General features: G+C 60.7%; 23 protein-coding genes. 16 read left to right on the top strand and 7 right to left on the bottom strand.

Translation table 11 applies throughout. The annotated features are described in order from the left end of the window. Positions 1–534 precede the first annotated feature (534 nt). Both KGB29_RS22785 and KGB29_RS22780 read right to left on the bottom strand, forming a co-directional pair. Complete coding sequence (locus tag KGB29_RS22785) at positions 535–2,028, bottom strand: CoA-acylating methylmalonate-semialdehyde dehydrogenase (protein WP_090452969.1); 1,494 nt, start codon at positions 2,026–2,028, stop codon at positions 535–537. Between the two features lie 177 nt (positions 2,029–2,205). Beyond that, positions 2,206–3,555 carry an aspartate aminotransferase family protein gene (locus KGB29_RS22780; RefSeq protein WP_057712120.1) on the bottom strand — a complete coding sequence of 450 codons (1,350 nt, stop codon included), beginning with the start codon at positions 3,553–3,555 and terminating at the stop codon, positions 2,206–2,208. Positions 3,556–3,693: 138 nt separating this feature from the next. Between KGB29_RS22780 and KGB29_RS22775 the strand changes: the two genes are divergently transcribed. The 6 genes from KGB29_RS22775 to KGB29_RS22750 all read left to right on the top strand — a co-directional run bounded on the left by KGB29_RS22775 (position 3,694) and on the right by KGB29_RS22750 (position 10,203). Then, complete coding sequence (locus KGB29_RS22775; protein WP_150815110.1) at positions 3,694–4,614, top strand: LysR family transcriptional regulator; 921 nt, start codon at positions 3,694–3,696, stop codon at positions 4,612–4,614. A 194-nt stretch (positions 4,615–4,808) separates the two neighbouring features. Further along, positions 4,809–5,459, top strand: coding sequence for a TetR/AcrR family transcriptional regulator (locus tag KGB29_RS22770; RefSeq protein WP_090452966.1), 651 nt, complete (start codon positions 4,809–4,811; stop codon positions 5,457–5,459). A 6-nt stretch (positions 5,460–5,465) separates the two neighbouring features. Continuing rightward, positions 5,466–6,047, top strand: coding sequence for an IMPACT family protein (locus KGB29_RS22765; protein WP_057712123.1), 582 nt, complete (start codon positions 5,466–5,468; stop codon positions 6,045–6,047). A gap of 546 nt (positions 6,048–6,593) precedes the next feature. Further along, positions 6,594–8,159, top strand: a complete 1,566-nt coding sequence (locus KGB29_RS22760) for an ABC transporter ATP-binding protein (protein WP_154910990.1) — start codon at positions 6,594–6,596, stop codon at positions 8,157–8,159. Positions 8,160–8,170: 11 nt separating this feature from the next. Further along, entirely contained in the window at positions 8,171–9,277 is a 1,107-nt protein-coding gene (locus KGB29_RS22755) for an ABC transporter permease (protein ID WP_154910991.1), read from the top strand. Continuing rightward, positions 9,277–10,203 carry an ABC transporter permease gene (locus KGB29_RS22750; protein ID WP_150815106.1) on the top strand — a complete coding sequence of 309 codons (927 nt, stop codon included), beginning with the start codon at positions 9,277–9,279 and terminating at the stop codon, positions 10,201–10,203. The genes KGB29_RS22755 and KGB29_RS22750 overlap by 1 nt, the downstream gene beginning before the upstream one ends. Here KGB29_RS22750 and KGB29_RS22745 read toward each other — a convergent pair. After that, positions 10,200–10,691: a hypothetical protein gene (locus tag KGB29_RS22745; protein WP_150815105.1), complete on the bottom strand. Its 492-nt coding sequence runs from the start codon at positions 10,689–10,691 to the stop codon at positions 10,200–10,202. The two genes, KGB29_RS22750 and KGB29_RS22745, sit on opposite strands and share 4 nt — an antisense overlap. 82 nt (positions 10,692–10,773) lie before the next feature. Between KGB29_RS22745 and KGB29_RS22740 the strand changes: the two genes are divergently transcribed. The 6 genes from KGB29_RS22740 to KGB29_RS22715 all read left to right on the top strand — a co-directional run bounded on the left by KGB29_RS22740 (position 10,774) and on the right by KGB29_RS22715 (position 16,892). Beyond that, positions 10,774–11,130 (top strand): MerR family transcriptional regulator, encoded by a 357-nt coding sequence (locus KGB29_RS22740; RefSeq protein WP_046043778.1) that lies wholly within the window; start codon positions 10,774–10,776, stop codon positions 11,128–11,130. A gap of 19 nt (positions 11,131–11,149) precedes the next feature. Continuing rightward, entirely contained in the window at positions 11,150–11,839 is a 690-nt protein-coding gene (locus KGB29_RS22735) for an SDR family oxidoreductase (protein WP_150815104.1), read from the top strand. 155 nt (positions 11,840–11,994) lie between these two features. After that, positions 11,995–13,353 carry an 8-oxoguanine deaminase gene (locus KGB29_RS22730; RefSeq protein ID WP_008050330.1) on the top strand — a complete coding sequence of 453 codons (1,359 nt, stop codon included), beginning with the start codon at positions 11,995–11,997 and terminating at the stop codon, positions 13,351–13,353. A gap of 310 nt (positions 13,354–13,663) precedes the next feature. Then, complete coding sequence (locus KGB29_RS22725; protein ID WP_150815103.1) at positions 13,664–14,746, top strand: BMP family ABC transporter substrate-binding protein; 1,083 nt, start codon at positions 13,664–13,666, stop codon at positions 14,744–14,746. A 144-nt stretch (positions 14,747–14,890) separates the two neighbouring features. Further along, entirely contained in the window at positions 14,891–15,856 is a 966-nt protein-coding gene (locus KGB29_RS22720; protein WP_150815102.1) for an isopenicillin N synthase family dioxygenase, read from the top strand. 82 nt (positions 15,857–15,938) lie between these two features. Then, the gene (locus tag KGB29_RS22715; RefSeq protein WP_007996475.1) at positions 15,939–16,892 is read left to right on the top strand and encodes an adenosine deaminase; all 954 of its coding nucleotides are present in this window, start codon (positions 15,939–15,941) and stop codon (positions 16,890–16,892) included. Positions 16,893–16,992: 100 nt separating this feature from the next. Here the strand turns inward: KGB29_RS22715 and KGB29_RS22710 are convergent, their stop codons facing one another. Both KGB29_RS22710 and KGB29_RS22705 read right to left on the bottom strand, forming a co-directional pair. Then, positions 16,993–17,727 (bottom strand): helix-turn-helix domain-containing protein, encoded by a 735-nt coding sequence (locus tag KGB29_RS22710; protein WP_057712132.1) that lies wholly within the window; start codon positions 17,725–17,727, stop codon positions 16,993–16,995. Positions 17,728–18,042: 315 nt separating this feature from the next. Continuing rightward, positions 18,043–18,972 (bottom strand): LysR family transcriptional regulator, encoded by a 930-nt coding sequence (locus KGB29_RS22705; RefSeq protein ID WP_150815100.1) that lies wholly within the window; start codon positions 18,970–18,972, stop codon positions 18,043–18,045. A 125-nt stretch (positions 18,973–19,097) separates the two neighbouring features. Here KGB29_RS22705 and KGB29_RS22700 point away from each other — a divergent pair, with 125 nt between their 5' ends. Beyond that, positions 19,098–20,111, top strand: a complete 1,014-nt coding sequence (locus KGB29_RS22700) for a zinc-binding alcohol dehydrogenase family protein (protein ID WP_057712133.1) — start codon at positions 19,098–19,100, stop codon at positions 20,109–20,111. Between the two features lie 418 nt (positions 20,112–20,529). Here the strand turns inward: KGB29_RS22700 and KGB29_RS22695 are convergent, their stop codons facing one another. After that, positions 20,530–21,726 carry a multidrug effflux MFS transporter gene (locus KGB29_RS22695; RefSeq protein WP_154910992.1) on the bottom strand — a complete coding sequence of 399 codons (1,197 nt, stop codon included), beginning with the start codon at positions 21,724–21,726 and terminating at the stop codon, positions 20,530–20,532. 90 nt (positions 21,727–21,816) lie between these two features. Continuing rightward, positions 21,817–22,014, bottom strand: coding sequence for a heavy-metal-associated domain-containing protein (locus KGB29_RS22690; protein WP_057712135.1), 198 nt, complete (start codon positions 22,012–22,014; stop codon positions 21,817–21,819). 149 nt (positions 22,015–22,163) lie between these two features. On the opposite strand from KGB29_RS22690, the gene KGB29_RS22685 reads away from it, so the two are divergent. From KGB29_RS22685 to cueR, 3 genes are all read left to right on the top strand, one after another. Next, complete coding sequence (locus tag KGB29_RS22685; protein ID WP_154910993.1) at positions 22,164–22,547, top strand: hypothetical protein; 384 nt, start codon at positions 22,164–22,166, stop codon at positions 22,545–22,547. A gap of 208 nt (positions 22,548–22,755) precedes the next feature. Further along, positions 22,756–25,149 carry a heavy metal translocating P-type ATPase gene (locus KGB29_RS22680; RefSeq protein ID WP_154861068.1) on the top strand — a complete coding sequence of 798 codons (2,394 nt, stop codon included), beginning with the start codon at positions 22,756–22,758 and terminating at the stop codon, positions 25,147–25,149. Next, positions 25,146–25,559 carry a Cu(I)-responsive transcriptional regulator gene (gene cueR / locus KGB29_RS22675; protein ID WP_150813538.1) on the top strand — a complete coding sequence of 138 codons (414 nt, stop codon included), beginning with the start codon at positions 25,146–25,148 and terminating at the stop codon, positions 25,557–25,559. Before KGB29_RS22680 ends, cueR begins: the two co-directional genes overlap by 4 nt. Positions 25,560–25,885 lie beyond the last annotated feature (326 nt).

The raw sequence follows: 25,885 nt of genomic DNA, 5'->3' as shown, positions 1-25,885 counted from the left end.
GCTCAGCAATCGTTGGTTACATCTTTGATTTCTCGCGGAGTAACTTGTGATGCTGATAATCTGTTGACTAGCAGTCTGACTCCACAAGCACCCACACGAATTGCTTGATTCAGTTGTTAAAGAGCGGTTGGTTAAGATCTTTCGTCTCAACCGAGGCGCGCATTCTACAGCAGCCTCATTTGCTGTCAAGTGATTATTTTCAGAAGCTTTCAAAGTTTCCTTTGTAACTTCAACCACTTGCGCTTCAGATCTCTCGTCAGCGGGAGGCGAATTCTACAGCGTTACACGCTGCTGTCAACACCTCTTTTTCAACTCCCTTTGTGCTTCGATGAACTGAAGCAACCTGCTGTCGAAAACTGCGTAACTCTTTGTTTACCAAGGAGTTTTCCGTTTCGACTGCGCCGGAAGTGGGGCGAATTATAGACACCTGGAATCTGCCGTCAACAGCTATTTTCACAATTCTGTCATATAGGGCAAAAAAGCCCCGAAAACAAAAAGGCCGACCCAATGGGTCGGCCTTCTGCGCCCTTCTACTTACAAGCTAGGGAACGCGAATTGCGAAGCCTCGTGGCTCGCACGCTGTGGCCAGCGCTGGGTGATGGCCTTGCGACGGGTGTAGAAGCGCACGCCATCCGGGCCGTAGGCATGCAGGTCGCCGAACAGCGAACGCTTCCAGCCGCCAAAGCTGTGATAAGCCACCGGCACCGGCAGCGGTACGTTGACACCGACCATGCCGACTTCGATTTCGTCGCAGAACAACCGCGCGGCTTCGCCGTCACGGGTGAAGATGCAGGTGCCGTTGCCATATTCGTGATCGTTGATCAGTTGCATGGCTTCTTCCAGGCTGTTGACCCGAACAACGCACAGCACCGGCCCGAAGATCTCTTCTTTATAGATGCGCATTTCTGGCGTGACGTTGTCGAACAGGCAACCACCCAGGAAGAAGCCTTCCTCGTGACCAGCGACGGTCAGGCCTCGGCCGTCCACCACCAGTGTCGCGCCGGCAGCTACGCCGTCTTCTACATAACCGCTGACCTTGTCGCGCGCCTGGCCAGTCACCAGTGGGCCCATGTCCAGGCCGCAGTTGGTACCGGCACCGATTTTCAGCGCCTTGATTTGCGGAACCAGTTTGGCCACCAGTGCATCGGCCACCTGGTCACCCACGCACACCGCTACCGAGATTGCCATGCAACGCTCGCCGCAAGAACCGTAAGCCGCGCCCATCAGTGCGCTGACGGCGTTGTCCAGGTCTGCATCCGGCATCAGCACGGCGTGGTTCTTCGCACCGCCCAGGGCCTGGACGCGTTTGCCACGCTTGGTGCCTTCGGAATAGATGTATTCGGCAATCGGCGTCGAACCCACGAAGCTCAGCGCTTTGACTTCCGGCGCTTCGATCAACGCGTCCACCGCAGTCTTGTCACCGTGTACCACGCTCAGCACGCCTTTGGGCAAGCCAGCCTCCAGCAGAAGCTGTGCAATCAGCAGCGTCGAGCTCGGGTCACGCTCGGAAGGCTTGAGGATAAAGCAGTTACCGCAGACGATCGCCAGCGGGTACATCCACAACGGCACCATGGCCGGGAAGTTGAACGGAGTGATACCGGCCACCACGCCCAGCGGCTGGAAGTCAGACCAGGCGTCGATGTTCGGTCCGACGTTACGGCTGTACTCGCCCTTGAGGATTTCCGGAGCCGCGCAAGCGAACTCGACGTTCTCGATGCCGCGCTTCAATTCACCGGCAGCATCTTCCAGGGTCTTGCCGTGCTCTTCGCTGATCAGTTGGGCGATACGCGCTTCGTTCTGCTCCAGCAGTTGCTTGAAGCGGAACATCACTTGGGCACGCTTGGCCGGCGGCGTGTTGCGCCAGGCCGGGAATGCAGCCTTGGCCGCGTCGATGGCGCTCTGGATGGTTTCGCGGGTCGCCAGCGGCAACTTGTGAATTGCCTGACCGGTAGACGGGTTGAACACATCAACCGCGCGACCGTTCTCGGTCACCAGTTCGCCATTGATCAAATGCGGAATAACGCTCATGGAAGCTCCTGAAAAGTTGTCCACAGGCGTCCATTAAAGAGCGCCTGCTATATAGATGCTTTTTGTAGGAGCGAGCTTGCTCGCGAAGATGGTGAGGGCGCTGTGTTCATCCAGGCAGCCCACATCATCGTTAACGTCCATCGCGAGCAAGCTCGCTCCTACAGGTGTGTTGTCAAATCAGTCGATCTTGCTCAGCACTTCGCCGACCGCGTCGAACAGACGATCCAGGTCCTGCGGCTTGCTGTTGAAGGTTGGGCCGAACTGCAGGGTGTCGCCGCCGAAGCGTACGTAGAACCCGGCTTTCCACAGCGCCATGCCGGCTTCGAACGGACGCACGATCGCGTCGCCGTCACGTGGAGCGATCTGGATCGCGCCGGCCAGGCCGTAGTTGCGGATGTCGATGATGTTCTTGGTGCCTTTGAGGCCGTGCAGCGCATTTTCGAAATGCGGTGCGACTTCGGCCACGCTCTGTACCAGGTTTTCCTTTTGCAGCAGGTCGAGTGCTGCCAGGCCAGCGGCGCAAGCCACCGGGTGCGCGGAATAGGTGTAGCCATGGGGGAATTCAACCGCGTATTCAGGCGTCGGCTGATTCATGAAAGTCTGGTAGATCTCGGAGCTGGCAATCACCGCGCCCATCGGGATCGCACCGTTGGTAACTTGCTTGGCGATGCACATCAGGTCCGGTGTCACGCCGAAGGTGGTAGCACCGAACATGGTGCCGGTACGGCCGAAACCGGTGATCACTTCATCAAACACCAGCAGGATGTTGTGCTGGTCACAGATTTCACGCAGACGCTTGAGGTAACCCTGTGGCGGCACCAGCACGCCAGCGGAACCGGCCAATGGCTCGACGAATACCGCCGCGATGTTCGACGCATCGTGCAGTTCGATCAGCTTCAACAGTTCGTCAGCCAGGGCGATACCGCCCTGCTCCGGCATGCCACGGGAGTAAGCGTTGCTTGCCAGCAAAGTGTGCGGCAGGTGATCGACGTCCATCATCGCCTGACCGAACAGCTTGCGGTTGCCGTTCACGCCACCGAGGCTGGTGCCGGCGATGTTCACACCGTGATAACCACGGGCACGGCCGATCATTTTGGTCTTGGTCGACTGGCCCTTCAGGCGCCAGTAAGCACGGACCATTTTTACAGCGGTGTCAGCGCACTCGGAACCCGAGTCGGTGAAGAACACGTGGTTGAGGTTGCCCGGGGTCAGGTCGGTGATTTTTTCAGCCAACTGAAAGGACAGCGGATGGCCGTACTGGAAGCCTGGCGAGTAATCGAGGGTGCCCAGTTGCTTGGCGACCGCTTCCTGGATTTCCTTACGAGTGTGCCCGGCGCCACAGGTCCACAGACCGGACAGCGAGTCATATACCTTGCGGCCTTTGTCGTCGATCAGCCAACTGCCTTCGGCGCCAACGATCAGCCGTGGATCGCGCTGGAAGTTGCGGTTGGCGGTGTAAGGCATCCAGTGAGCATCGAGCTTGAGCTGGCTGGCCAGGGAAGTCGGTGCGTTTTCAGGCTGGTTCATGGGCGTAACCTCGCAAGGCAATAAGCGGCGTAAGGATTGAAAACCGTTGTTGCAGCTAAATTGCCACGGGGATAAAGTCGGTGAAATCCAACTTTTCTAATGTTCAGTCAGCCAACTACTAAACTTTGAGTAACCCGCATGAGTACTCGCCGTCCCGATCCGCTGGCCCAGGTCAGCGACTTTGATATTCGCCTGCTGAGGATTTTCCGCAGCGTGGTGGAATGCGGCGGCTTCTCCGCGGCGGAGACCGTGCTGGGCATCGGTCGCTCGGCGATCAGCCAACAGATGAGCGATCTGGAGCAACGCCTCGGACTGCGCCTGTGCCAACGGGGACGTGCCGGGTTTTCCCTGACCGAAGAGGGCCGCGAGGTCTATCAATCGGCATTGCAGCTGTTAAGTGCGCTGGAAAGCTTCCGCACCGAGGTCAATGGCCTGCACCAGCACTTGCGCGGCGAATTGATCATCGGTTTGACGGACAACCTGGTCACCCTGCCCCACATGCGCATCACCCATGCCCTCGCGCAATTGAAAGAACGCGGCCCGGACGTGCAGATCCAGATCCGCATGATCGCGCCCAATGAAGTCGAACAAGGCGTGCTCGACGGTCGCCTGCACGTCGGCGTGGTACCGCAGGCCAGCGCATTGTCGGGGCTGGAGTATCAACCGCTGTATAGCGAGCGATCGCTGTTGTACTGCGCGGTCGGTCACCCGCTGTTTTATGTCGACGACAAACAACTGGACGACGAACGCCTGAACAGCCAGGACGCCATCGCCCCGACCTTTCGTTTGCCGGCGGAAATCCAGGCCCATTATCAGGCGCTCAATTGCACCGCCAGCGCCTCGGACCGCGAAGGCATGGCCTTCCTGATCCTGACCGGACGCTATATCGGTTACCTGCCGGATCACTACGCGAGTCTTTGGGTACAGCAAGGCCGGTTGCGAGCGCTGAAAGAAAAAACACGCTTCTATGACCTCAGCCTGGCGTCGGTCACACGCAAGGGACGCCGACCGCATCTGGTGCTGGAGAGTTTTCTCGAGAGCCTGGCCGCGACGCGTTGAAAACTGTGGGAGCGGGCTTGCTCGCGAAGGCGGTGTGTCAGTCACATGAGTATTGACTGGGACGACGCCTTCGCGAGCAAGCCCGCTCCCACATTAGCTTGCGGTGCAGTGTTTTATTGTGTGAGGTCTTGTCTGAAACCGGTGGGTACGTTATCAACGCACTGGCCGTCCCACCCACTCGTTCGGAAGTGCTTATGACCTTTGAAGTCCCAGCCCACGGCGCAAAACACGTCAGCCGCATTCGTCAGAAAAACGAAGAGACCATCATCAAGGCCGCCGAAGACGAGTTCGCCCGTCACGGGTACAAAGGCACGAGCATGAACACCATCGCCCAGAATGCCGGGTTGCCCAAGGCAAACCTGCATTACTACTTCACCAACAAGCTCGGTTTGTACGTGGCGGTGCTGAGCAACATCATCGAGCTGTGGGACAGCACGTTCAACACCCTCACCGCCGAGGACGATCCGACCGAAGCCTTGACCCGCTACATCCGCGCCAAAATGGAGTTCTCCCGGCGCCAGCCGCAAGCCTCGCGGATTTTTGCCATGGAAGTCATCAGCGGCGGCGAGTGCCTGACCGAGTATTTCAACCAGGACTATCGCGCCTGGTTCCAGGGTCGTGCGGGCGTGTTCCAGGCCTGGATCGACGCCGGTAAAATGGACCCGGTCGATCCGGTGCACCTGATCTTCCTGTTGTGGGGCAGCACCCAGCACTACGCCGACTTCGCCACGCAGATCTGCCGCGTCACCGGACGTACCAAGTTGACCAAACAGGACATGGAAGACGCCGGGGATAACCTGATCCGCATCATTCTCAAGGGCTGCGGCCTGAAACCTGCCATCTAAGCACTTATGCCATTTACCCTCAGCGGTTTTTGCGAATACCGCGAAGAGATTCGCAAGAGCCGCTTCATTACCTTCGCCGCGCCGATCTCCAGCCCGGCTGAGGCCCAGGCGTTCATTGAACAGCACAGCGACTTGAATGCCTCGCACAACTGCTGGGCCTGGAAGCTCGGTGATCAGTACCGCAGCACCGATGATGGCGAGCCCGGCGGTACGGCCGGCCGGCCGATTCTGGCGGCGATCGAGGCACAGGATTGCGATCAGGTCGCGGTGCTGGTGATTCGCTGGTATGGCGGCATCCAACTGGGTACCGGCGGACTCGCCCGGGCCTATGGCGGTGGTGCGAACAAATGCCTGCAAGCGGCACCAAAGATTGAGCTGATCAGCCGAGTGCCGCTGAGTTGCGCTTGCGGATTTGCCGAGTTGGCCCTGGTCAAGCTGCGGGTGGCGGAGGCAGGTGGATTGGTTGTGGATGAAAGCTTCACCGCCAATGGTGTCGAGTTGCAGTTGGCCGTAGGCGATGCGCAAATCGACACCTTACAGTCACAACTGGCCGATTTGAGTCGCGGGCGAATTTTGTTACGGCGCTAAAAGGCTTCAGCACCGGCTGCAATTTTTTGGGGCACGCCGCTTTTTCACTTATTCCATATTTGCCCACATCTGCTGTGCACCCGCCTGTGGATAACCTGAGCACATACCGCTGTAACCCTTTTGTCATGCGGCTTTGCGGACTTTGCTCAATTTTCGTCCAATCTGCCATCAAGCACGTCAAATTCAAATAAAAACAAATAGTTACAGCGGTTTATCGCCTTTAGAAGTAGCCACTCAGTGCTTATGCCCGTGCTGTGAGCTTGCACACAAATACTGTGGAGCAATCTGTGGATAACCCGTTCATGGCCGTCTCGGCGCCGTGTACGGTATGGCTTGTGGTCGATTGCTCATTTTTTGAGCAAAACCGCACGAGCAAAATCGGGGCTTGATTTGCGCCATTGCCCCCATGTGGTGCCGGGTTGTGCGTGGCACATTTGAAAGCTGCGTACTGAACGCCTCTGGTCGCAGGACTTCGAGATTTTCCTGACCTAGTGGCCAGAAAATTGCTTTATCCACAGGCACAAGTCCAACAGCACTGAGCCTGTCATGCCCAATCACGCTCCAATCCCTGACCCAGTTCCGCGCCTGCAACTGCGCAGAATCACAAAACGCTACCCCGGCTGCCTGGCCAACGATGCCATCGACCTGACCATTGCCCCTGGCGAGATCCATGCCCTGCTCGGCGAAAACGGTGCGGGCAAAAGCACGCTGATGAAGATCATCTACGGCGTTACCCACGCCGATTCCGGCGAGGTGATCTGGCAAGGTCAGCGGGTGAGCCTGCGCAATCCGGCCCAGGCCCGGGGTTTGGGAATCGGCATGGTATTCCAGCATTTTTCGCTGTTCGAAACCCTGAGCGTGGCACAGAACATCGCCCTGGCCATGGGCGCGGCGGCAGGCACACCCAAACAGCTTGAGCCGAAGATTCGCGAAGTGTCCCGGCGCTACGGCATGACGCTGGAACCGGAGCGACTTGTCCACAGCCTGTCGATCGGTGAACGGCAGCGGGTGGAAATCATTCGCTGCCTGATGCAGGACATCCGCCTGTTGATTCTCGATGAACCGACTTCGGTGCTGACGCCGCAAGAGGCCGATGACTTGTTCGTTACCCTGCGCCGACTCGCCGCCGAAGGCTGCAGCATTTTGTTCATCAGCCACAAGCTCGGGGAAGTGCGTGCGTTGTGCCACAGCGCAACGGTTTTACGAGGCGGTCGGGTGGCCGGGCATTGCGTGCCGGCCGAGTGTTCGGACCAGCAACTGGCGCGCTTGATGGTCGGTGAAGCGGCGGAGTTGATCGCTGACTATCCGAAGGTTACCGGAGGTGATGCGTGCCTTGATGTCCGTGGATTGTCCTGGCACAACCCGGACCCATTCGGCTGCTCGCTTGCCAACATCGACCTTGAAGTGCGCCGCGGTGAAATTGTCGGCATCGCCGGTGTCGCCGGCAATGGCCAGGATGAGTTACTGGCCTTGCTCAGCGGCGAAGCACTGCTGCCCCGCAACGCCAGCGCGACGATCCGTTTTGGCAAGGAGCCAGTCGCCCATTTGCGTCCCGATGCTCGCCGCCAACTCGGCTTGGCGTTCGTCCCCGCCGAGCGCCTGGGTCATGGTGCGGTGCCGGAACTGAGCCTGGCGGACAACGCGCTGCTGACTGCTTTCCAGCACGGCTTGGTGAGTAACGGCCTGATCCAGCGCGGCAAAGTCGAAGCACTGGCCGAGGAAATCATCCGCCGTTTCGGGGTCAAGACACCCGATAGCCAGGCGCCGGCCCGCAGCCTGTCCGGCGGCAACTTGCAGAAATTCATCCTCGGTCGGGAAATCCTTCAACAACCCAGTCTGCTGGTCGCCGCACACCCGACCTGGGGCGTGGACGTCGGTGCCGCCGCCACCATTCACCGCGCCTTGATTGCCTTGCGCGATGCCGGCGCGGCGATCCTGGTGATCTCCGAAGACCTGGACGAACTGTTCCAGATCAGCGACCGGCTCGGCGCCTTGTGCGGCGGTCGGCTGTCGGCGCTTCACGCCACCGTCGACACCCGCCTGAGCGATGTCGGCGGCTGGATGGCCGGCCAGTTCGGCGCCCCCCAATCACTCGCATCCGCCACGCGTTAACGGAGTGTCACATGCTGCTTTCTCTTGAACCTCGCGGCCAGCAATCGCGCCTGATGCTGTGGTGCTCGCCGTTGCTGGCGGCTGCACTGACCCTGGGCTGTGGATCGTTGTTGTTTATGGCGCTCGGGCATGACCCGTTGCTGACCTTGCACACCTTGCTGATCGCACCGGTCAGCGACCTGTACGGCGTCTCCGAATTGCTGGTCAAAGCCCTGCCGATTCTGCTCTGCGCATTGGGCCTGGCCGTCGCCTATCAGGCGCGCATCTGGAACATCGGTGCCGAAGGTCAACTGCTGCTCGGTGCGCTGGCCGGCAGTGCGCTGGCGGTGAACATCATCGATATGCAAAGCCGCTGGGCGCTGGTGTTGATCCTGCTTACCGGCACCCTGGCGGGCGCTGCGTGGGCCGGGCTGACGGCGTGGCTGCGCACGCGCTTCAACGCCAATGAGATCCTGACCAGTATCATGCTCAACTACATTGCACTGAATCTGCTGCTGTTCTGCGTTCACGGCCCTTTGAAAGATCCCGCCGGGTTCAACTTCCCCGAGTCGGCGATGTTCGGTGACGCCAGCCGCCTGCCGCTGCTGATGGACGATGGCCGGGTCCACGCCGGGGTTTACTTCGCCCTGCTAGCGTTGGTGGCGGTATGGGTGCTGTTGCAGAAAAGCTTTGTCGGTTTCCAGATCAAAGTGCTCGGGCTGGACAAGCGTGCCGCCGGCTTCGTCGGCTTTCGCGAGAAGCGCCTGATCTGGCTCGCGCTCTCGATCAGCGGCGGCCTGGCGGGGCTTGCCGGTGTGTGCGAAGTCACCGGTCCCATCGGCCAGCTGGTGCCGCAGGTCTCGCCGGGCTACGGCTATGCGGCGATCACCGTGGCATTTCTCGGCCGTCTGAATCCTGTCGGCATCCTGTTTTCCAGCCTGTTGATGGCGCTGCTGTACATCGGTGGCGAAAGCGCACAAATGAGCCTGAACCTGCCGCAAGCGATCACCCAATTGTTCCAGGGCATGATGCTGTTTTTCCTGCTGGCCAGTGATGTGCTGATTCTCTACCGGCCGCGTTTGAACCTGCGCTGGGCCCGCCGCGCGCAATCCACCGTCGTACAGACTGGAGCGATGTGATGGATATCGATCTGCTGAGCAATATTTTCTACGCCATGGTCCGCTGCGGTACACCGTTGTTGCTGGTGGCGCTGGGGGAACTGATCTGCGAGAAAAGCGGCGTCCTCAACCTGGGCCAGGAAGGCATGATGCTGTTTGGTGCGGTGATCGGTTTCATCGTCGCGTTCAATACCGGTCACCTGTGGCTCGGCGTGTTGCTGGCAATGCTCGCCGGGATGCTGTTGTCGTCGCTGTTTGCCCTGATAGCGCTGGTGTTCAACGCCAATCAGGTGGCCACAGGTCTTGCCCTGACGATTTTCGGCGTGGGCCTGTCGACCTTCGTCGGTGCGGCGTGGGTCGGCAAGCCGCTGGCGGGATTCGAGCCGATGGCGATTCCCTATCTGAGTGAAATCCCACTGATCGGGCGGATGCTGTTTGCCCAGGATCTGCTGGTGTATCTGTCGTTCGCATTGTTTGCATTAGTGGTCTGGGTGATTCTGAAAAGCCGCGTCGGGCTGATCATTCAGGCGATCGGGGAAAACCCGGATGCGGCCAGCGCCATGGGCTTGCCGGTGTTGGCCGTGCGGACCTTGGCGGTGTTGTTCGGCGGTGCGATGGCCGGATTGGCCGGGGCTTACCTGTCCCTGGCTTACACGCCGATGTGGGCGGAGAACATGAGCGCCGGGCGCGGCTGGATTGCCCTGGCGCTGGTGGTGTTCGCCAGTTGGCGGGTGTGGCGCCTGCTGCTCGGCGCGTACCTGTTCGGGCTCGCCAGCATCCTGCACCTGGTGGCGCAGGGACTGGGGCTGGCGATTCCGTCGAGTCTGCTGGCGATGTTGCCGTATGTCGCGACCATTGGGGTGCTGGTGCTGCTGTCCCGGGATGCGGTGCGCACACGGTTGTATGCGCCGGTGTCATTGGGGCAGCCGTGGCAGGCTGGGCATTAGGCTGTGCCTGGGCGGGCCTCTTCGCGAGCAAGCCCGCTCCCACATTGGATGGGTGTGAACTCGGTCAAATGTGGGAGCGGGCTTGCTCGCGAAGGCGTCCGAACAGGCAACACCTGAGCCACGCCCCACGCCAATTCAAACGCCAGAAAAACCACCAGCAGCGAACTCGCGCCATGGATCAGGGCATAAGCCTGCCAGGCCGAGAACAGGAATCTGCCCACGGCGTCATACCGCCCATAAACCTGCTGCGGATCACGAATCCGCAACACCGCCCATACGCACACAATCGAGCCCAACAAATTCGCCATCAACATGTGCACCGGCTCGAACGGTGGCAGCTCACCGGGCAAACTCAACGCCTGACTCACCCACGTCAAAACCCCATGCAACGCCGCAAAACTCCACGGCGTGACAAACGCGACCATCACGATCAGGTCATACCAGGCACTGCCTTGCACCAACCGGCGATATTGCGTTGTAGTCCACATCGACATTGCTCCATCAATTCAGGGAGCAACAAGGCTAAAGCCTGGAGTATGCTCCAGGGTCAAGCCCCCTCGAGACGTCATGATGCGCATCGGTGAATTAGCCCAGGCCAGCGCCGTCAGCCGCGACACGCTGCGCTTTTACGAGCAGCGCGGATTGATTGCGGCGCAACGCAGCGCCAACGGGTATCGCGACTATCCGCCAGACATGGTGCAATTGGTGCAGTACATCAAGACCGCTCAACGACTGGGCTTTACCCTCGGCGAGATCGGCAACAGCGTCGCTACAATCTGGCAATCGCCCGATCCGGACAGCGCCGTCACGCAACTGCTGCAAGACAAACTCAAACTGATCGAAGCCCGCATGGCCGAACTCGGCGCACTGCGCGAAGAGTTGCAACAACGGCTCGGGCAACAGTGTCCATTGAATCCACGACTCTGAATTTTCAAGGAAGCCACTCATGTCCAAGGCAAAAACCGCGCTCATCATCGGCGCCTCCCGGGGGCTTGGCCTCGGGCTGGTGAAAACCCTGTTGGCCGATGGCTGGCAAGTCACCGCCACCGTGCGCGATCCGCAAAAAGCCGAAGCCTTGCAGGCCCTGGGCAAGGTGCGGATCGAAACGCTCGACATGGACGATCAGCAAGCGGTGTCCGCCCTGAGCCAACAACTCAAGGGCGACGTGTTTGACCTGTTGTTCGTCAATGCCGGGGTCAAGGGACCGGATGTCCAGACGCCGAACGGTGGCGCGACAATGGCCGAAGTCGGTCAGCTGTTTTTCACCAACGCCGTGGCACCGATCAACCTGGCCCAGAGTTTTGTCGAGCAACTGCGACCGGACACCGGCGTGCTGGCGTTCATGAGTTCGGTGCTGGGCAGCGTGACCATGCCCGATGCGCCGGAACTGGCACTGTACAAGGCCAGCAAGGCGGCGTTGAACTCCATGACCAACAGCTTCGTCACTCAGTTGGGCGAAACCAGGCTCACCGTGCTGTCGCTGCACCCGGGCTGGGTGAAAACCGACATGGGTGGTGAAGGCGCGGACATCGACGTGGAAACCAGCACCCGTGGCCTGGTCGATCAGGTGAATGCGTATGTCGGCAAGGGTGGGCATCACTTCATCAATTACCGGGGCGAAACCATTCCCTGGTAATACCGCCGGGTTGCATCTGCCTGTCGGGTCGGGCTTGCCCGCCGGGCCGTTTTGATCGACACTTCGCACCTCGCCTCCCCGGCGAACCTGGATCAGCAGACAGGGCAACACTGAGCTGGCAACCCTGAACCCAACTTTCAGAGGAGCCGGCCAACATGCCTGCGACCCGTACCTGGTTAAAGAATCCCCTCGCCATTTTCACGTCCAATGGTCTCGATGCCCGTGGCGGCCTGGTGCTGCAAGACGGTTTGATCGTCGAAGTACTCGGCGCCGGTCAACAACCGTCCGCACCGTGCAATGAAGTGTTCGATGCCCGCGAACATGTGATCCTGCCGGGCCTGATCAACACCCATCACCACTTCTATCAAACCCTGACCCGCGCCTGGGCGCCGGTGGTCAATCAGCCGCTGTTCCCGTGGCTGAAAACCCTGTACCCGGTCTGGGCACGCCTGACCCCGGAAAAACTCGCTCTCGCCACCAAGGTCGCGCTGGCTGAATTGCTGCTGTCCGGTTGCACCACCGCCGCCGACCATCACTACCTGTTCCCTGAAGGTCTGGAAAACGCGATCGACGTGCAAGTCGAGAGCGTTCGTGAACTGGGCATGCGCGCCATGCTCACCCGCGGATCCATGAGCCTCGGTGAAAAGGACGGTGGCCTGCCGCCGCAACAGACCGTGCAGGAAGGCGAAGTGATCCTCGCCGACAGTCAGCGGTTGATCGCCGAGTACCATGAACGCGGTGACGGCGCGCAAATCCAGATCGCCCTGGCACCCTGCTCGCCGTTCTCGGTGACGCCGGAAATCATGTCGGCCAGTGCCGAGCTGGCGAACAAACTCGACGTGCGCCTGCACACCCACCTGGCAGAAACCCTCGATGAAGAAGATTTCTGCCTGCAACGCTTCGGCCTGCGCACCGTGGACTATCTGGACAGTGTCGGCTGGCTCGGCCCGCGCACCTGGCTGGCCCATGGCATCCATTTCAACCCGGATGAAATCGCCCGCCTCGGCGCCGCCGGCACCGGTATTTGCCATTGCCCGAGTTCGAACATGCGCCTGGCCTCGGGCATCTGTCCGAGCATCGAGTTGACCGATGCTGGTGCCTTGCTTGGTTTGGGTGTGGATGGTTCGGCATCCAACGATGCCTCGAACATGATGCTCGAAGCGCGTCAGGCCCTGTACATCCAGCGCCTGCGCTACGGCGCCGAGAAGATCACCCCGGAGCGCGTGTTGGGCTGGGCGACCAAGGGTTCGGCGAGCCTGCTGGGCCGTACCGATATCGGCGAGTTGGCGGTGGGCAAGCAGGCTGACCTGGCGATGTTCAAGCTCGATGAGCTGCGTTTCTCCGGCAGTCATGATCCGGTGTCGGCGTTGCTGCTGTGTGGTGCTGATCGCGCGGATCGAGTGATGGTCGGCGGCAAGTGGCGGGTGATCGACGGACAGGTCGAGGGGCTGGATCTGAAGGGGTTGATTGCTGATCACAGCCAGGCGGCACGGCAACTGATCGCCGGGACCTGATACAACACCGATTAAAACTGTGGGAGCGGGCTTGCTCGCGAAGGCGTTGTATCAGTCGATATTTATGTGACTGACACACCGCCTTCGCGAGCAAGCCCGCTCCCACATTGGTTTTGTGGATTGGCGCACCAGTGGGTGGCAGCTGTGTAAGGACATGCACTGTTATCGGACTTGAAGGACCTGTCGCGAGCCTGCTCGCGATGGCATCACCGTGGATTCCAATTTTGTTGTCTTGTTGGTCAGCAACTTGCATTGCCCTGTGCAAGCCCGAGAGCCCAGCCAACCTCACAACAAAATGGAGTTTCAATTCATGCACAAACGTCCGTTGAAGAAGCTGCTTTGCGCCGTTGCGGCGGCCATCGGTTTGAGCGCCAGCCTGACCGCCGTAGCTGCCGATCCGCTGAAAGTCGGCTTCGTCTATATCGGTCCGATCGGTGACCACGGCTGGACGTATCAGCATGAACAGGGGCGCAAGGAACTCGCGGAAAAATTCGGCTCGCAGATCACCACCAACTACGTGGAAAACGTCGCCGAAGGCGCCGACGCCGAGCGGGTGATCCGCAACATGGCCAAGGACAAATACGACCTGATCTTCACCACCTCCTTCGGCTACATGAACCCGACGGTGAAAGTTGCCAAACAGTTTCCCAAGGTGACCTTCGAACACGCCACCGGCTACAAGCAGGACAAGAACCTCGGCACTTACCTGGCGCGCACTTACGAGGGCCGCTACGTCGGCGGCTTCCTCGCGGCGAAGATGACCAAGACCAAGAAGGTCGGCTACGTTGCCTCCTTCCCGATTCCGGAAGTGATCCGCGACATTAACGCCATCCAGTTGGCCCTGAACAAATACAATCCCGGTACCGAGATCAAGGTGGTGTGGGTCAACTCATGGTTCGATCCGGGCAAGGAGGCGGACGCCGCCAACGCGTTGATCGATCAGGGCGTGGACGTGGTGTTCCAGCACACCGACAGTCCCGCGCCGATCCAGGCCGCCGAACGTCGCGGCGTGTATGCCGTGGGCTACGCTTCGGACATGGCGCACTTCGGGCCGAAAGCGGTGCTGACCTCCATCGTCAATGACTGGGGACCGCACTACGTTCAAGCAACCCAAAGCGTGCTCGACCATGACTGGAAATCCCGGGACTACTGGGGCGGTTTGAAGGAGGGCACCGTTGAACTACCGATCAGCGACCTGGTACCGGCGACGGTGAAGAGCGAAGCCGAGCAGCTCATTGCCGACATCAAGAGCGGTGCGCTGCGATTGTTCACCGGGCCGATCAAGGATCAGGCCGGGGTCGAGAAAATCCCGGCGGGCGAGAGTGCGACCACGGCGGAACTGGCGTCGATGAATTACTACGTGGAAGGCATGAAGGCCGAGATTCCGAAGTAATTTTTCCGGTCAGGACACGGTACCTGTGGGAGCGGGCTTGCTCGCGAAGGCGTCATCTCAGTCGATACATATGTCGCCTGATACACCGTTTTCGCGAGCAAGCCCGCTCCCACATTGGATCTTCAGCGTTCTTAAGGACTGCGCATGAATCAACTCCCCATCATCGACATCGCCCCGCTCTACAGCGCCGACCAAATCGCCTGGCAAACTGTCGCCGAACAAATCGACCTCGCCTGCCGCGAGTGGGGTTTCTTCTACATCAAGGGCCATCCGATCAGCACTGCGCGTATCGACGAACTACTCGACAGCGCCAAACGCTTCTTCGGCCAACCTACCGCCGAAAAGCTCAAGATCGACATCACCCGGACCCGTCACCATCGCGGTTACGGCGCCATTGCCACCGAGCAATTGGACCCGAGCAAACCCAGCGACCTCAAAGAAACCTTCGACATGGGCCTGCACCTGCCGGCCGAGCACCCTGACGTACTGGTGGAAAAACCCTTGCGCGGCCCCAATCGCCATCCGTCCATACCCGGCTGGGAAGCGCTGATGGAGCAGCACTACGTCGACATGCAAGCCCTCGCGCAAACGCTGTTGCGGGCAATGACCATCGCGCTGGGGATTGAGCGTGATTTCTTCGACGCGCGCTTCAATGAGCCGGTCAGCGTGCTGCGGATGATCCATTACCCGCCGCGCCACACCGCCAGTTCCGAAGAGCAACAAGGTGCCGGCGCGCACACCGACTACGGCTGCATCACCCTGCTCTATCAGGACGCCGCCGGTGGCTTGCAAGTACGCAACGTCAAAGGCGAATGGATCGACGCGCCGCCGATCGAAGGTACGTTCGTGGTCAACCTCGGCGACATGATGGCGCGCTGGAGCAACGACCGTTACCTGTCGACGCCACACCGGGTGATCAGCCCCCAGGGCGTGGATCGTTATTCGATGCCGTTCTTCGCCGAGCCGCACCCGGATACCCGCATCGAATGCCTGCCCGGATGTCAGGACACATTGCACCCGGCGAAATACCCGGCCACCACCTGCGCCGAGTTCCTGCTCTCGCGCTTCGCCGATACCTACGCTTATCGACGGGAACCGGAAGCGTTGTGATCAACCGCCTGGTCAGGTTTTACCAATTGTTGCGGCAACCCTCTGTAGAATGGCGACCATTGCACCTGATGAGAAAAGAATTATGTACGACTGGCTGAACGCCCTGCCCAAGGCAGAATTGCACCTGCACCTGGAAGGCTCGCTGGAGCCGGAGCTGTTGTTCGCCCTGGCCGAGCGCAACAAGATTGCCTTGCCATGGAACGACGTCGAAACCTTGCGCAAGGCGTATGCCTTCAACAACCTGCAGGAGTTCCTCGATCTGTATTACCGGGGTGCCGATGTGCTGCGCACGTCCCAGGACTTCTATGACCTGACCTGGGCGTACCTGCTGCGCTGCAAAGAGCAGAACGTGATTCACACCGAACCGTTCTTCGACCCGCAGACCCACACCGACCGTGGCATCCCGTTCGAAGTGGTGCTCAACGGCATCGCCGCCGCGCTCAAGGATGGTGAACAGCAACTGGGCATCACCAGTGGTTTGATCCTGAGCTTCCTGCGCCATCTGAGCGAAGACGAAGCACAGAAAACCCTCGACCAGGCGCTGCCGTTCCGCGATGCGTTCGTCGCCGTGGGCCTGGACAGCTCCGAGATGGGCCACCCGCCGAGCAAGTTCCAGCGCGTGTTCGACCGTGCCCGCCACGAAGGCTTCCTGACCGTCGCCCACGCCGGCGAAGAAGGCCCGCCCGAGTACATCTGGGAAGCCATCGACCTGCTGAAAATCCAGCGCATCGACCATGGCGTGCGCGCCATCGAAGACGAGCGCCTGATGCAGCGAATCATCGACGAGCAGATCCCCCTGACCGTGTGCCCGTTGTCGAACACCAAGCTTTGCGTGTTCGATCACATGTCGCAGCACAACATTCTCGACATGCTGGAACGCGGCGTGAAAGTGACCGTGAACTCCGATGACCCGGCGTATTTCGGCGGTTATGTCACCGAGAACTTCCATGCGTTGCACACCCATCTGGGCATGACCCAGGATCAGGCCAAGCGCCTGGCGCAGAACAGTCTCGATGCGCGGTTGGTAAAACCCTAAAGGCAAACGCAAACCTTGCAGGAGCTGGCTTGCCAGCGATAAGGCCCTCACCTCCAGTATTGATGCTGATGAGAGGCCGCCATCGCCGGCAAGCCGGCTCCTACAGAGCCATTTCCAGTTCGGACTCACTGGCAAAGCGATGAATTTCCCGTTGCCCGGAGGCCGTCACCTGCAAGGTTCGGGAATCGTTGGGCAGGCTCAACCACCCCGACTGCATGAACAGCTGCAACAATGCCGCGCCCAGCGAGCCGCCCATGTGCGGGCGCCTTTCGCTCCAGTCGGGGCAGGCGCAGGCAACCCTGCCGTTGTGATGGGCCAGCGCCTGGATGAACACTCCCCGTGCCGCCAACTCTGTCGCGCCCTTGAGCGTGACCGTGACCCGCTGATCAAAGTGTTCGATCCAGCCCGCCTCCAGCAGCCGCTGATACAGATCGGCGGACAGGGTGCCCCCCAAATGATCGTCGCACAGTCGGGCACTCAACAATGGCGACCGCACCACCCGGGGTTTGACCAGAGGTGCATTGCGCTTGAATACGTCCGGAATATCCTGGGGTGCGCTGGCGAAGGTCGCGCTGGCCAGTGCTTCGATTGCCGCTCCGACCTCGGGAGCGGCCAGGCGGAAGAAGCGTTTGCGGCCGCGGTTTTCAACCTTCAGCAGACCTCCGGCGGACAAACGGCCCAAGTGTGCACTGGCCGACGACGATGACAGGCCGGCCAGCAATGCCAACTCTTCGGTTGCTCGCGCCGAACCATCCATCAAGGCCCACATCATTGCGCTGCGCTTTGGGTCAGCCAGCAACGTGGCGATCTGGCTGATGCAAGGTGCATGTTCCATGTATTCACTCCCTGTTGAATCGTTTCGTCTACTGCCCAGAGAAATCTTGACCAGTAATGTGTCGTCGGCCAATCCGTGGAAACTGCCATAAGCCCGGCAACGCCTTGCTCAACCATTTGCGCTACCTGGCCGATGCTGCGAAGGCCAGAAGGATGACCGTGCAGCCGGGCCGACTCGAACGTGGACCCACCATTGGGGATCGACGCTACTTACATGATGAGGGCGCTAGTATATGCGGGTTGGTCGGCGGATCCTTTCCTCCACCCGGCGTAGGTGGTGATCGTTCCTGAGGGAAATTTCTCTTTTTTCGTGCGACTAATGATCGATTCCCGAAAAGCCTGGAAATTGACTGCTCAAAAGGGCGCATCGTCTGGCAAGCATTTCACGCAACAGGTTCACCGGCTTACTCAATTGTGCGCGATGGGCGCACAACAGATTCAACGGTGCGCGCTCACACAGCAGCTCCGACATCAGCACCTTCAAGCGGCCGGCCAGTACATCGGCGGCCACATCGAGCCAGGATTTGTAAGCGATCCCGGCACCTGCCACGGCCCATAGGCGCACGACATCGGCATCGTCGCTGAAACGATCGCCGCTGACGGTCAGGCTGACTTCGCGTTTGCCGTCGTGAAAACTCCAGTGATCGTGGACCCGGCTGCCGAGCATGTACAACAGGCAATTGTGCTGTGCCAGTTGCTCCAGCTGCCGCGGCTCGCCATGCCGGGCCAGATAGCCGGGAGCGGCGCACAACACCCGTCGGTTCTGCGGGGCGATGGGCAGCGCCACCAGGCTGGAGTCCTCCGGTTCACCGTAGCGCAGGGCAATGTCTACCGGCTGGCGAAACAGGTCGGCGATGCGGTCCCCCAGCAGCAAGCGCACGGTGAGTTTCGGATGCTCGCGTTGAAACTCGTCGAGCCAGGGCAGCAGCAGGTTGCGGCCAAAGTCCGATGGCGCCGACAGTTGCAGCACCCCGCTGACCTGATCCTGACCACTGGCCAGCAATCGCCGGCCCTCGTCGAGATTGCTCAGGGCCGCGCGGGCGTATTCAAGAAAGCCCTCGCCTTCGGCGGTCAGGCGCAGGCTGCGGGTAGAGCGGGCCAGTAAACGGGCGCCGAGTTGCTGTTCGATGCGCTTGAGCGCCGCACTGGCCACCGCCGCCGACATGTCCATGCCCCGCGCGGCGGCGGACAGGCTGCCCAAGTCCGCCGCCCGGACAAACAACTGCAAGTCATCGAAACGCAGCATCAAGAACACCGATTATCAAAAAAATATTGAAAGAGACTGCTCTTTTAGCCGGTTTTATCTTCAGGAGAAATAGCCAATCATCTGCCCCATCGAATCCCTTCTTTATTAGTGTTCAGGAGCCGCCCATGAAAGCCATTGCCTACTACGCCTCGTTGCCGATCAGCGACAACAAGGCTCTGCAAGACATCGAGCTGCCAGAGCCGGTTGCCGGCCCCCGCGACTTGCTCGTGGAAGTCAAAGCCATCTCGGTCAACCCGGTGGACACCAAGGTGCGCCAGAACGTCCAGCCCGAAGGCGGCGCGGCCAAAGTGCTGGGTTGGGACGTGGCCGGTGTGGTCAAGGCCGTGGGCAGTGAGGTGACGCTGTTCTCGGTCGGCGACCAGGTGTTTTACGCTGGCTCCATCGCGCGGGCGGGCGGCAACAGCGAGTTGCATGTGGTGGACGAGCGCATCGTCGGCCACATGCCCAAGACCCTCGGATTCGCCGAAGCCGCTGCCCTGCCGCTCACCGCGATCACGGCGTGGGAACTGTTGTTCGAGCGCCTGCAAGTGCGCGAAGGCAAAACCGATGAAGGCCAGAGCCTGTTGATCGTCGGTGCGGCAGGTGGCGTGGGCTCGATTCTTACGCAGCTCGCTCACCAACTGACGGCCCTGAAAGTCATCGGCACCGCTTCGCGTGCGCAGACCCAAAGCTGGGTGAAGGAACTGGGCGCTGACCTGGTGATCGACCATGGCCAGCCACTGAGCGAAGCACTCAAGCGTGCCGGTGTGGACCAGGTTACCCACGTCGCCAGCCTGACCCAGACCGACCAGCATCTGGACCAATTGGTGGAGGCATTGGCGCCCCAAGGCAAACTGGCGTTGATCGATGACCCCAAGTCGCTGGACGTGACCAAGCTCAAGCGCAAGAGCCTGTCACTGCACTGGGAGTTCATGTACACCCGTTCGCTGTTTGAAACCGCGGACATGATCGAACAGCACAACCTGCTCAATCGCGTCGCCTGGCTGATCGATGCCGGGACACTTAAAACCACGATGGGGGAACACTTCGGCACGATCAACGCGGCCAATCTGCGCCGTGCCCACGCCCTACTGGAAAGCGGCAAAGCCAAGGGCAAGATTGTATTGGAAGGGTTCTGAAGCGCTGAAAAAACCGCCCCAGATTTCATCGCTTTCTGCTGTTTTCCGTCTGCGACCGGGACGCTCCGGTCGCGGACAACCGCTGTGGGCGCCCTCGAAAAGCCGTGTTTTTTTTAGTTACAAACCGTCAGTCAGACAGTTGATCCTTGTCACAATGGTGACCGTGTACGGGTCTACAATCGAATCTCCTGCGAGGCATTCTTTTGCGTAACGTCTTTTACGAGAGGTGATCAGCTGTGAAGATCCTGATAAAAGAACTGGCAAAATCCCAGTGGCAAGTCCGTCTTGACCAACATGCTGTGACGTTCCGCAGCGAAGCAGAAGCTCGCGCTTTCACGCGTACCCTTGAAGCCCGCATCCAGGCCCCTCACCCGATTCCCGTCCTCCTCACGCAGCGCGCAGCCGGCTGACTCCGGCCTCAAACCCGGGCTTGCGCCAGCGCCCGGGCATTTTGCAAACGCCGGGTGAGCACCGCCGCGCTCACCACCAGAATTCCACACAGGCTGATGACCATAGCCATCGGCACGGCGCTGCCGTCGTGCAACACGCCCACCAGCGCAGAGGCGCCGGCAGCCACGCTGAATTGCAGGCAACCGAGCAGCGCCGACGCGCTGCCGGCCCATGCGCCCTGCCCGCTCATCGCACAAGCCGCCGCGTTGGGGCTGATGCAACCGAGGCTGGCGATACAGATGAACAATGGAATCAGCAGCGGCCACAATTGTGCCGTGTGTAGAGAGCTGACAGCGAGCAGGGTCAAACCGGCCGCCAGATAACCCCACACCGCGCGCGCCAGCAAAAACATCGGGCCACGTTTGGCCAGTAACCGCGCGTTGACCTGCGCCACCAGAATGAAGCCCGCCGCATTGATGCCGAACAGCCAGCCGAAATGCTCGGCCGCAACGCCGTAGAGCTTGATGAAGATGAAGGGCGAACCGGCGATGTAGGCAAACATCCCGGCGATGGCGATGCCCCCGGTCAAGGCATGGCCAAGAAATATGGGGTCGGCCAGCAACCGACCGTACTGACGCAGCGCACCGGACAGCGGTTGACGCGGTATGTGGGCCGGCAAGCTTTCCGGCAAGCCCGTCGCAACCGCCAGCCCCGCCAGCGCACTGAAACCGGTCAAGGCCAGAAAAATCGACTGCCAGCCTGTCGTGTTGACCAACAACCCACCCAGCAATGGCGCAAGGATGGGAGCAAGTCCCATCACCAGCATCAGTTGCGAAAAGACTTTCGCCGACCCCACCGCATCACACTTGTCGCTAACCACCGCCCGGGAAATCACCATCCCCGCGCAACCGCCCAACGCCTGGATGAAACGCGCGCCGATCAGCCATTCCAGGTTCGGTGCATAGGCGCACGCCACGGAAGCAACGGTGAACAAACCGACACCGATGAGCAACGGAATGCGTCGCCCGAAACGATCCGCCACCGGACCATAGGCCAACTGACCGATGGACAAGCCGAGGAAGTAGGCCGCCAACGTCATCTGGACATGATTTTCGTCCGTGCCGAAAGCCAGGGCCATGGCCGGGAAGGCCGGCAGGTAGAAATCGATCGCCAGCGGACCGAAAGCGCTCAAGGCGCCGAGAATCAGAATGGTACGGAAGTTCATCAGGCATCCAGTGGGGCAGAAGTCGGCAGCCCGACAGTCTAGCCGCGCACGGACGCCTTGAACATTCCGGTAGCTCGCTAACTATCAAATTCAGGCCAGTTTGACGCCGTAACCCTCTTCGCTGATCGCCTCGATCACCTGCTCGGCGGTCAGCGCACTTTCGACACCGACCTCCCTGGCAGCCAGATCGACCCGCACACTGGCTGCCGGGTCTTTGGCCTGGAGCGCCTGGGTGATGGCCTTGACACAGTGACCACAAGACATGCCTTCGACGTTGAACACTTGCATGGGATGACTCCTTTTTCCGAGGGTTGAACCCAGTTTCGAGCTTGCCACCATGGCAAGGTCAAGTTCTGAAGTGAGCTGCCGGGCTGGCAATCGGCGCGACGCTCGGCCAAGCTGCGTCCATCAATGACTCGAACTCAGGAGATTCAGCCATGCGCTGGTCAGTTTTCAGCCTGTTTGGCTTTCTCAGCCTTTTCGCCGCCGTGCCTTCGACCAATGCTGCCAGTCAGGATTATGGCGTGCTGATCATTTCCCGCGAGCGCCTGGAAGTCGCGACCAGTTGCGAAATCGGCGTGTACATTCAGGATCAACTGGCGGCGCGGCTGTTTCAGGAACAGAGCACCTCGTTCAACCTGCCGCCGGGCATCGTCTCGCTGCGCCTGAAACTGCTGCCGGGCCAGATGCCGGGTTGCAATCCGGGCATGCTCGCGCCAGGTTCGCAGGATATCCGGCTCAAGGCTGGCGATGTGCTCAAGTACCGGATCGCGATGACGCAGGAAGGGATGTACCTCAAGCGCGCCGGTCTCGGCTACTGACATCTATACCCCCTGTGGGAGCGAGCTTGCTCGCGATTAGGCCGTTACATTCAACAACTCTGTTGACTGGTACTCCGCCTTCGCGAGCACGTCGGATCGCCGCACCGCCGCTCCCATATTAGATCAGCGGCACGTTTGAGATTGGCGCTTGACCTTGCCAGCATGGCAAGGTTGATCCTGTGGTCATCTACTACAGGGAGTGCGACCAATGTCCGAATCCACCACGTTCGACCTGCCGATTGCCGGCATGACCTGCGCCAGTTGCGCCGGGCGGGTCGAGCGCGCCTTGAGCAAAGTCATAGGCGCCAGTGCCGTCAGCGTCAACCTCGCCACTGAGCAGGCGCGGGTCCAGGCACCCGGCGACAGCTTGCCGGCCTTGATAGATGCCGTGGCCAAGGCCGGCTACAGCGTGCCGCAACAGAGCCTGGAATTGAGCATCGACGGCATGACCTGCGCATCCTGCACCGGTCGCGTCGAGCGTGCGCTGGGCAAGGTGGCCGGAGTGAAAAGCGTCAGCGTCAACCTGGCCAACGAACGCGCCCACCTTGAACTGCTTGGCCAGATCGATCCGCAGACCTTGATCGCCGCTGTGACAAAGGCTGGCTACAGCGCCAGCGTCTGGGAAGCCGAACACCCGCCAACCGACAATCAGCAACAGCGCCTGCACCGCGAACGCCTGGCCTTGATCATCGCCATTGCCCTCGCCTTGCCGCTGGTATTGCCGATGTTGCTACAGCCATTCGGCGTGCACTGGATGCTCCCGGCCTGGGCGCAATTCGCCTTGGCCACTCCGGTGCAATTCATCTTCGGCGCACGGTTTTACGTCGCCGCCTGGAAAGCCGTGCGCGCCGGGGCCGGCAACATGGATTTGCTGGTCGCCCTGGGCACCAGCGCCGGGTATGGCTTGAGCCTGTACGAATGGGCCACCGCCGCCGGGCGCATGCCACATCTGTATTTCGAAGCCTCGGCGGTGGTGATCGCCCTGGTGCTGCTGGGCAAGTACCTGGAAAGCCGCGCCAAGCGCCAGACTGCCAGCGCCATTCGAGCCCTCGAAGCCTTGCGTCCGGAACGTGCGATTCGGGTGACCGATGGTCACGAGCAAGACGTCGCCATCAGCGCCCTGCGCCTCAATGACCTGGTGATGGTCAAACCCGGCGAACGCTTCCCGGTGGATGGCGAAGTGATTGAAGGTCAGAGCCACGCCGACGAAGCCCTGATCAGCGGCGAGAGTCTGCCAGTGCCCAAGCAGCCCGGCGACAAGGTCACCGGCGGCGCGATCAACGGTGAAGGCCGGCTGCTGGTGCGTACCCAGGCCCTCGGTGCGGAAACCGTGCTGGCGCGGATCATCCGGCTGGTGGAAGACGCCCAGGCCGCAAAAGCGCCGATCCAGAAACTGGTGGATAAAGTCAGCCAGGTCTTCGTGCCCACCGTACTGCTGATTGCCCTGGCCACCCTGATCGGCTGGTGGCTGTATGGCGCGCCGATGGAAACCGCGCTGATCAACGCCGTGGCGGTGCTGGTGATCGCCTGCCCATGCGCGTTGGGCCTGGCCACACCGACGGCGATCATGGCCGGCACCGGCGTGGCGGCACGCTACGGAATTCTGATCAAGGACGCCGAAGCACTGGAGCGGGCCCATGAAGTGAGCGCGGTGGTGTTCGACAAGACCGGCACCCTTACCTCCGGCGCCCCGCGCATTGCTCATCTGAGTGCCATCGACGGTAATGAGGCGGGCCTGCTGCAATTGGCCGGCGCCCTGCAACGCGGCAGTGAGCATCCGTTGGCCAAGGCTGTTCTGGATGCCTGTGCCGAGCGTGGACTGAAGGTGGCCGATGTCAGCGACAGCCAGTCCCTGACTGGTCGCGGCATCGCCGGCAACCTCGAAGGGCGTCGCCTGGCGCTGGGCAATCGGCGTCTGCTGGAAGACAGCGGCTTGAGTGCCGGGCCGTTGGCCGACTCGGCGATCGCGTGGGAAAAAGAAGGCCGGACCTTGTCCTGGCTGATCGAACAATCCCCCGAACCCCACGTGCTGGGCCTGTTCGCCTTTGGTGACACCCTCAAGCCCGGCGCGCTGCAAGCGGTGCAACAACTGAGCGCACGAAACATCAGCAGCCATCTGCTGACCGGCGACAATCGTGGCAGCGCCAACGTGGTGGCCCAGGCCTTGGGCATCCACGATGTGTATGCCGAAGTGCTGCCGGCGGACAAAGCCGCCACGGTCGCCGCACTGAAACAGACCGGGGTGGTGGCGATGGTCGGTGACGGCATCAACGACGCCCCGGCACTGGCCGCCGCCGACATCGGCATCGCCATGGGTGGCGGCACCGACGTCGCCATGCACGCGGCCGGCATCACCCTGATGCGCGGCGATCCACGCCTGGTGCCGGCCGCATTGGAGATCAGCCGCAAGACCTACGCCAAGATTCGGCAGAACCTGTTCTGGGCCTTCGTCTATAACCTGATCGGCATTCCGCTGGCCGTGTTTGGCGTGCTCAACCCGGTGTTGGCCGGTGCGGCCATGGCGTTGTCGAGCGTCAGCGTGGTGAGCAATGCGCTACTGTTGAAAACCTGGAAACCCAAGGACCTGGAGGACAACCGATGAACATCGGCCAAGCGGCCCGCCACAGCGGCCTGAGCGCAAAGATGATCCGTTATTACGAGTCCATCGGCCTGCTCAAGGCAGCCCATCGCACCGACAGCGGCTACCGGGTATACGGCGAAGACGACCTGCACACGCTGGCGTTCATCAAGCGCTCGCGGGACCTGGGGTTTTCCCTGGAAGAAGTCGGCAAATTGCTGACCCTCTGGCAAGACCGCCAGCGCGCCAGCGCCGATGTGAAAGCGTTGGCCCGCCAGCACATCGATGAGTTGAACCAGAAGATCCGTGAACTCGGCCAGTTGCGCGACACCTTGCAGGACCTGGTTGAGCACTGTCAGGGCGATCATCGGCCGGATTGCCCGATTCTCAAGAGTCTGGAGTCGGGCTGCTGCACCAGCCCGACTCATGCCTGATCCCTGTGGGAGCGAGCCTGCTCGCGAAAGCGCTCTGCCTGCCACCTTGATGCTGGATGTGCCGACGTCTTCGCGAGCAAGCTCGCTCCCACAGGGTTTCAGTGTCGGTCACATAATTCGGGCTTGGCACAAAATCTGTGGGAGCGGGCTTGCCCGCGAAGGCGGACTGTCAGGCGACATAATTATTGAATCTGCACACAAAATGTATGGTCAGCCCATCTCCTGCAACCCCATGGGCTGTTTTCGGTAAAGCTGGCTTGCGCTAATGTATCCGGGCTCGTAGTGAGCGTTGCGCTAACAACGCTCGGCCCTCGATGAGTAGCCGC

It is taken from the genome of Pseudomonas sp. BF-B-30, from assembly GCF_019956305.1.
Taxonomy (GTDB): Bacteria; Pseudomonadota; Gammaproteobacteria; order Pseudomonadales; family Pseudomonadaceae; genus Aquipseudomonas; species Aquipseudomonas jessenii.
The sequence above is the reverse complement of the archived record's forward strand: the minus strand, read 5'-3'. Positions and strand labels throughout refer to the sequence as shown.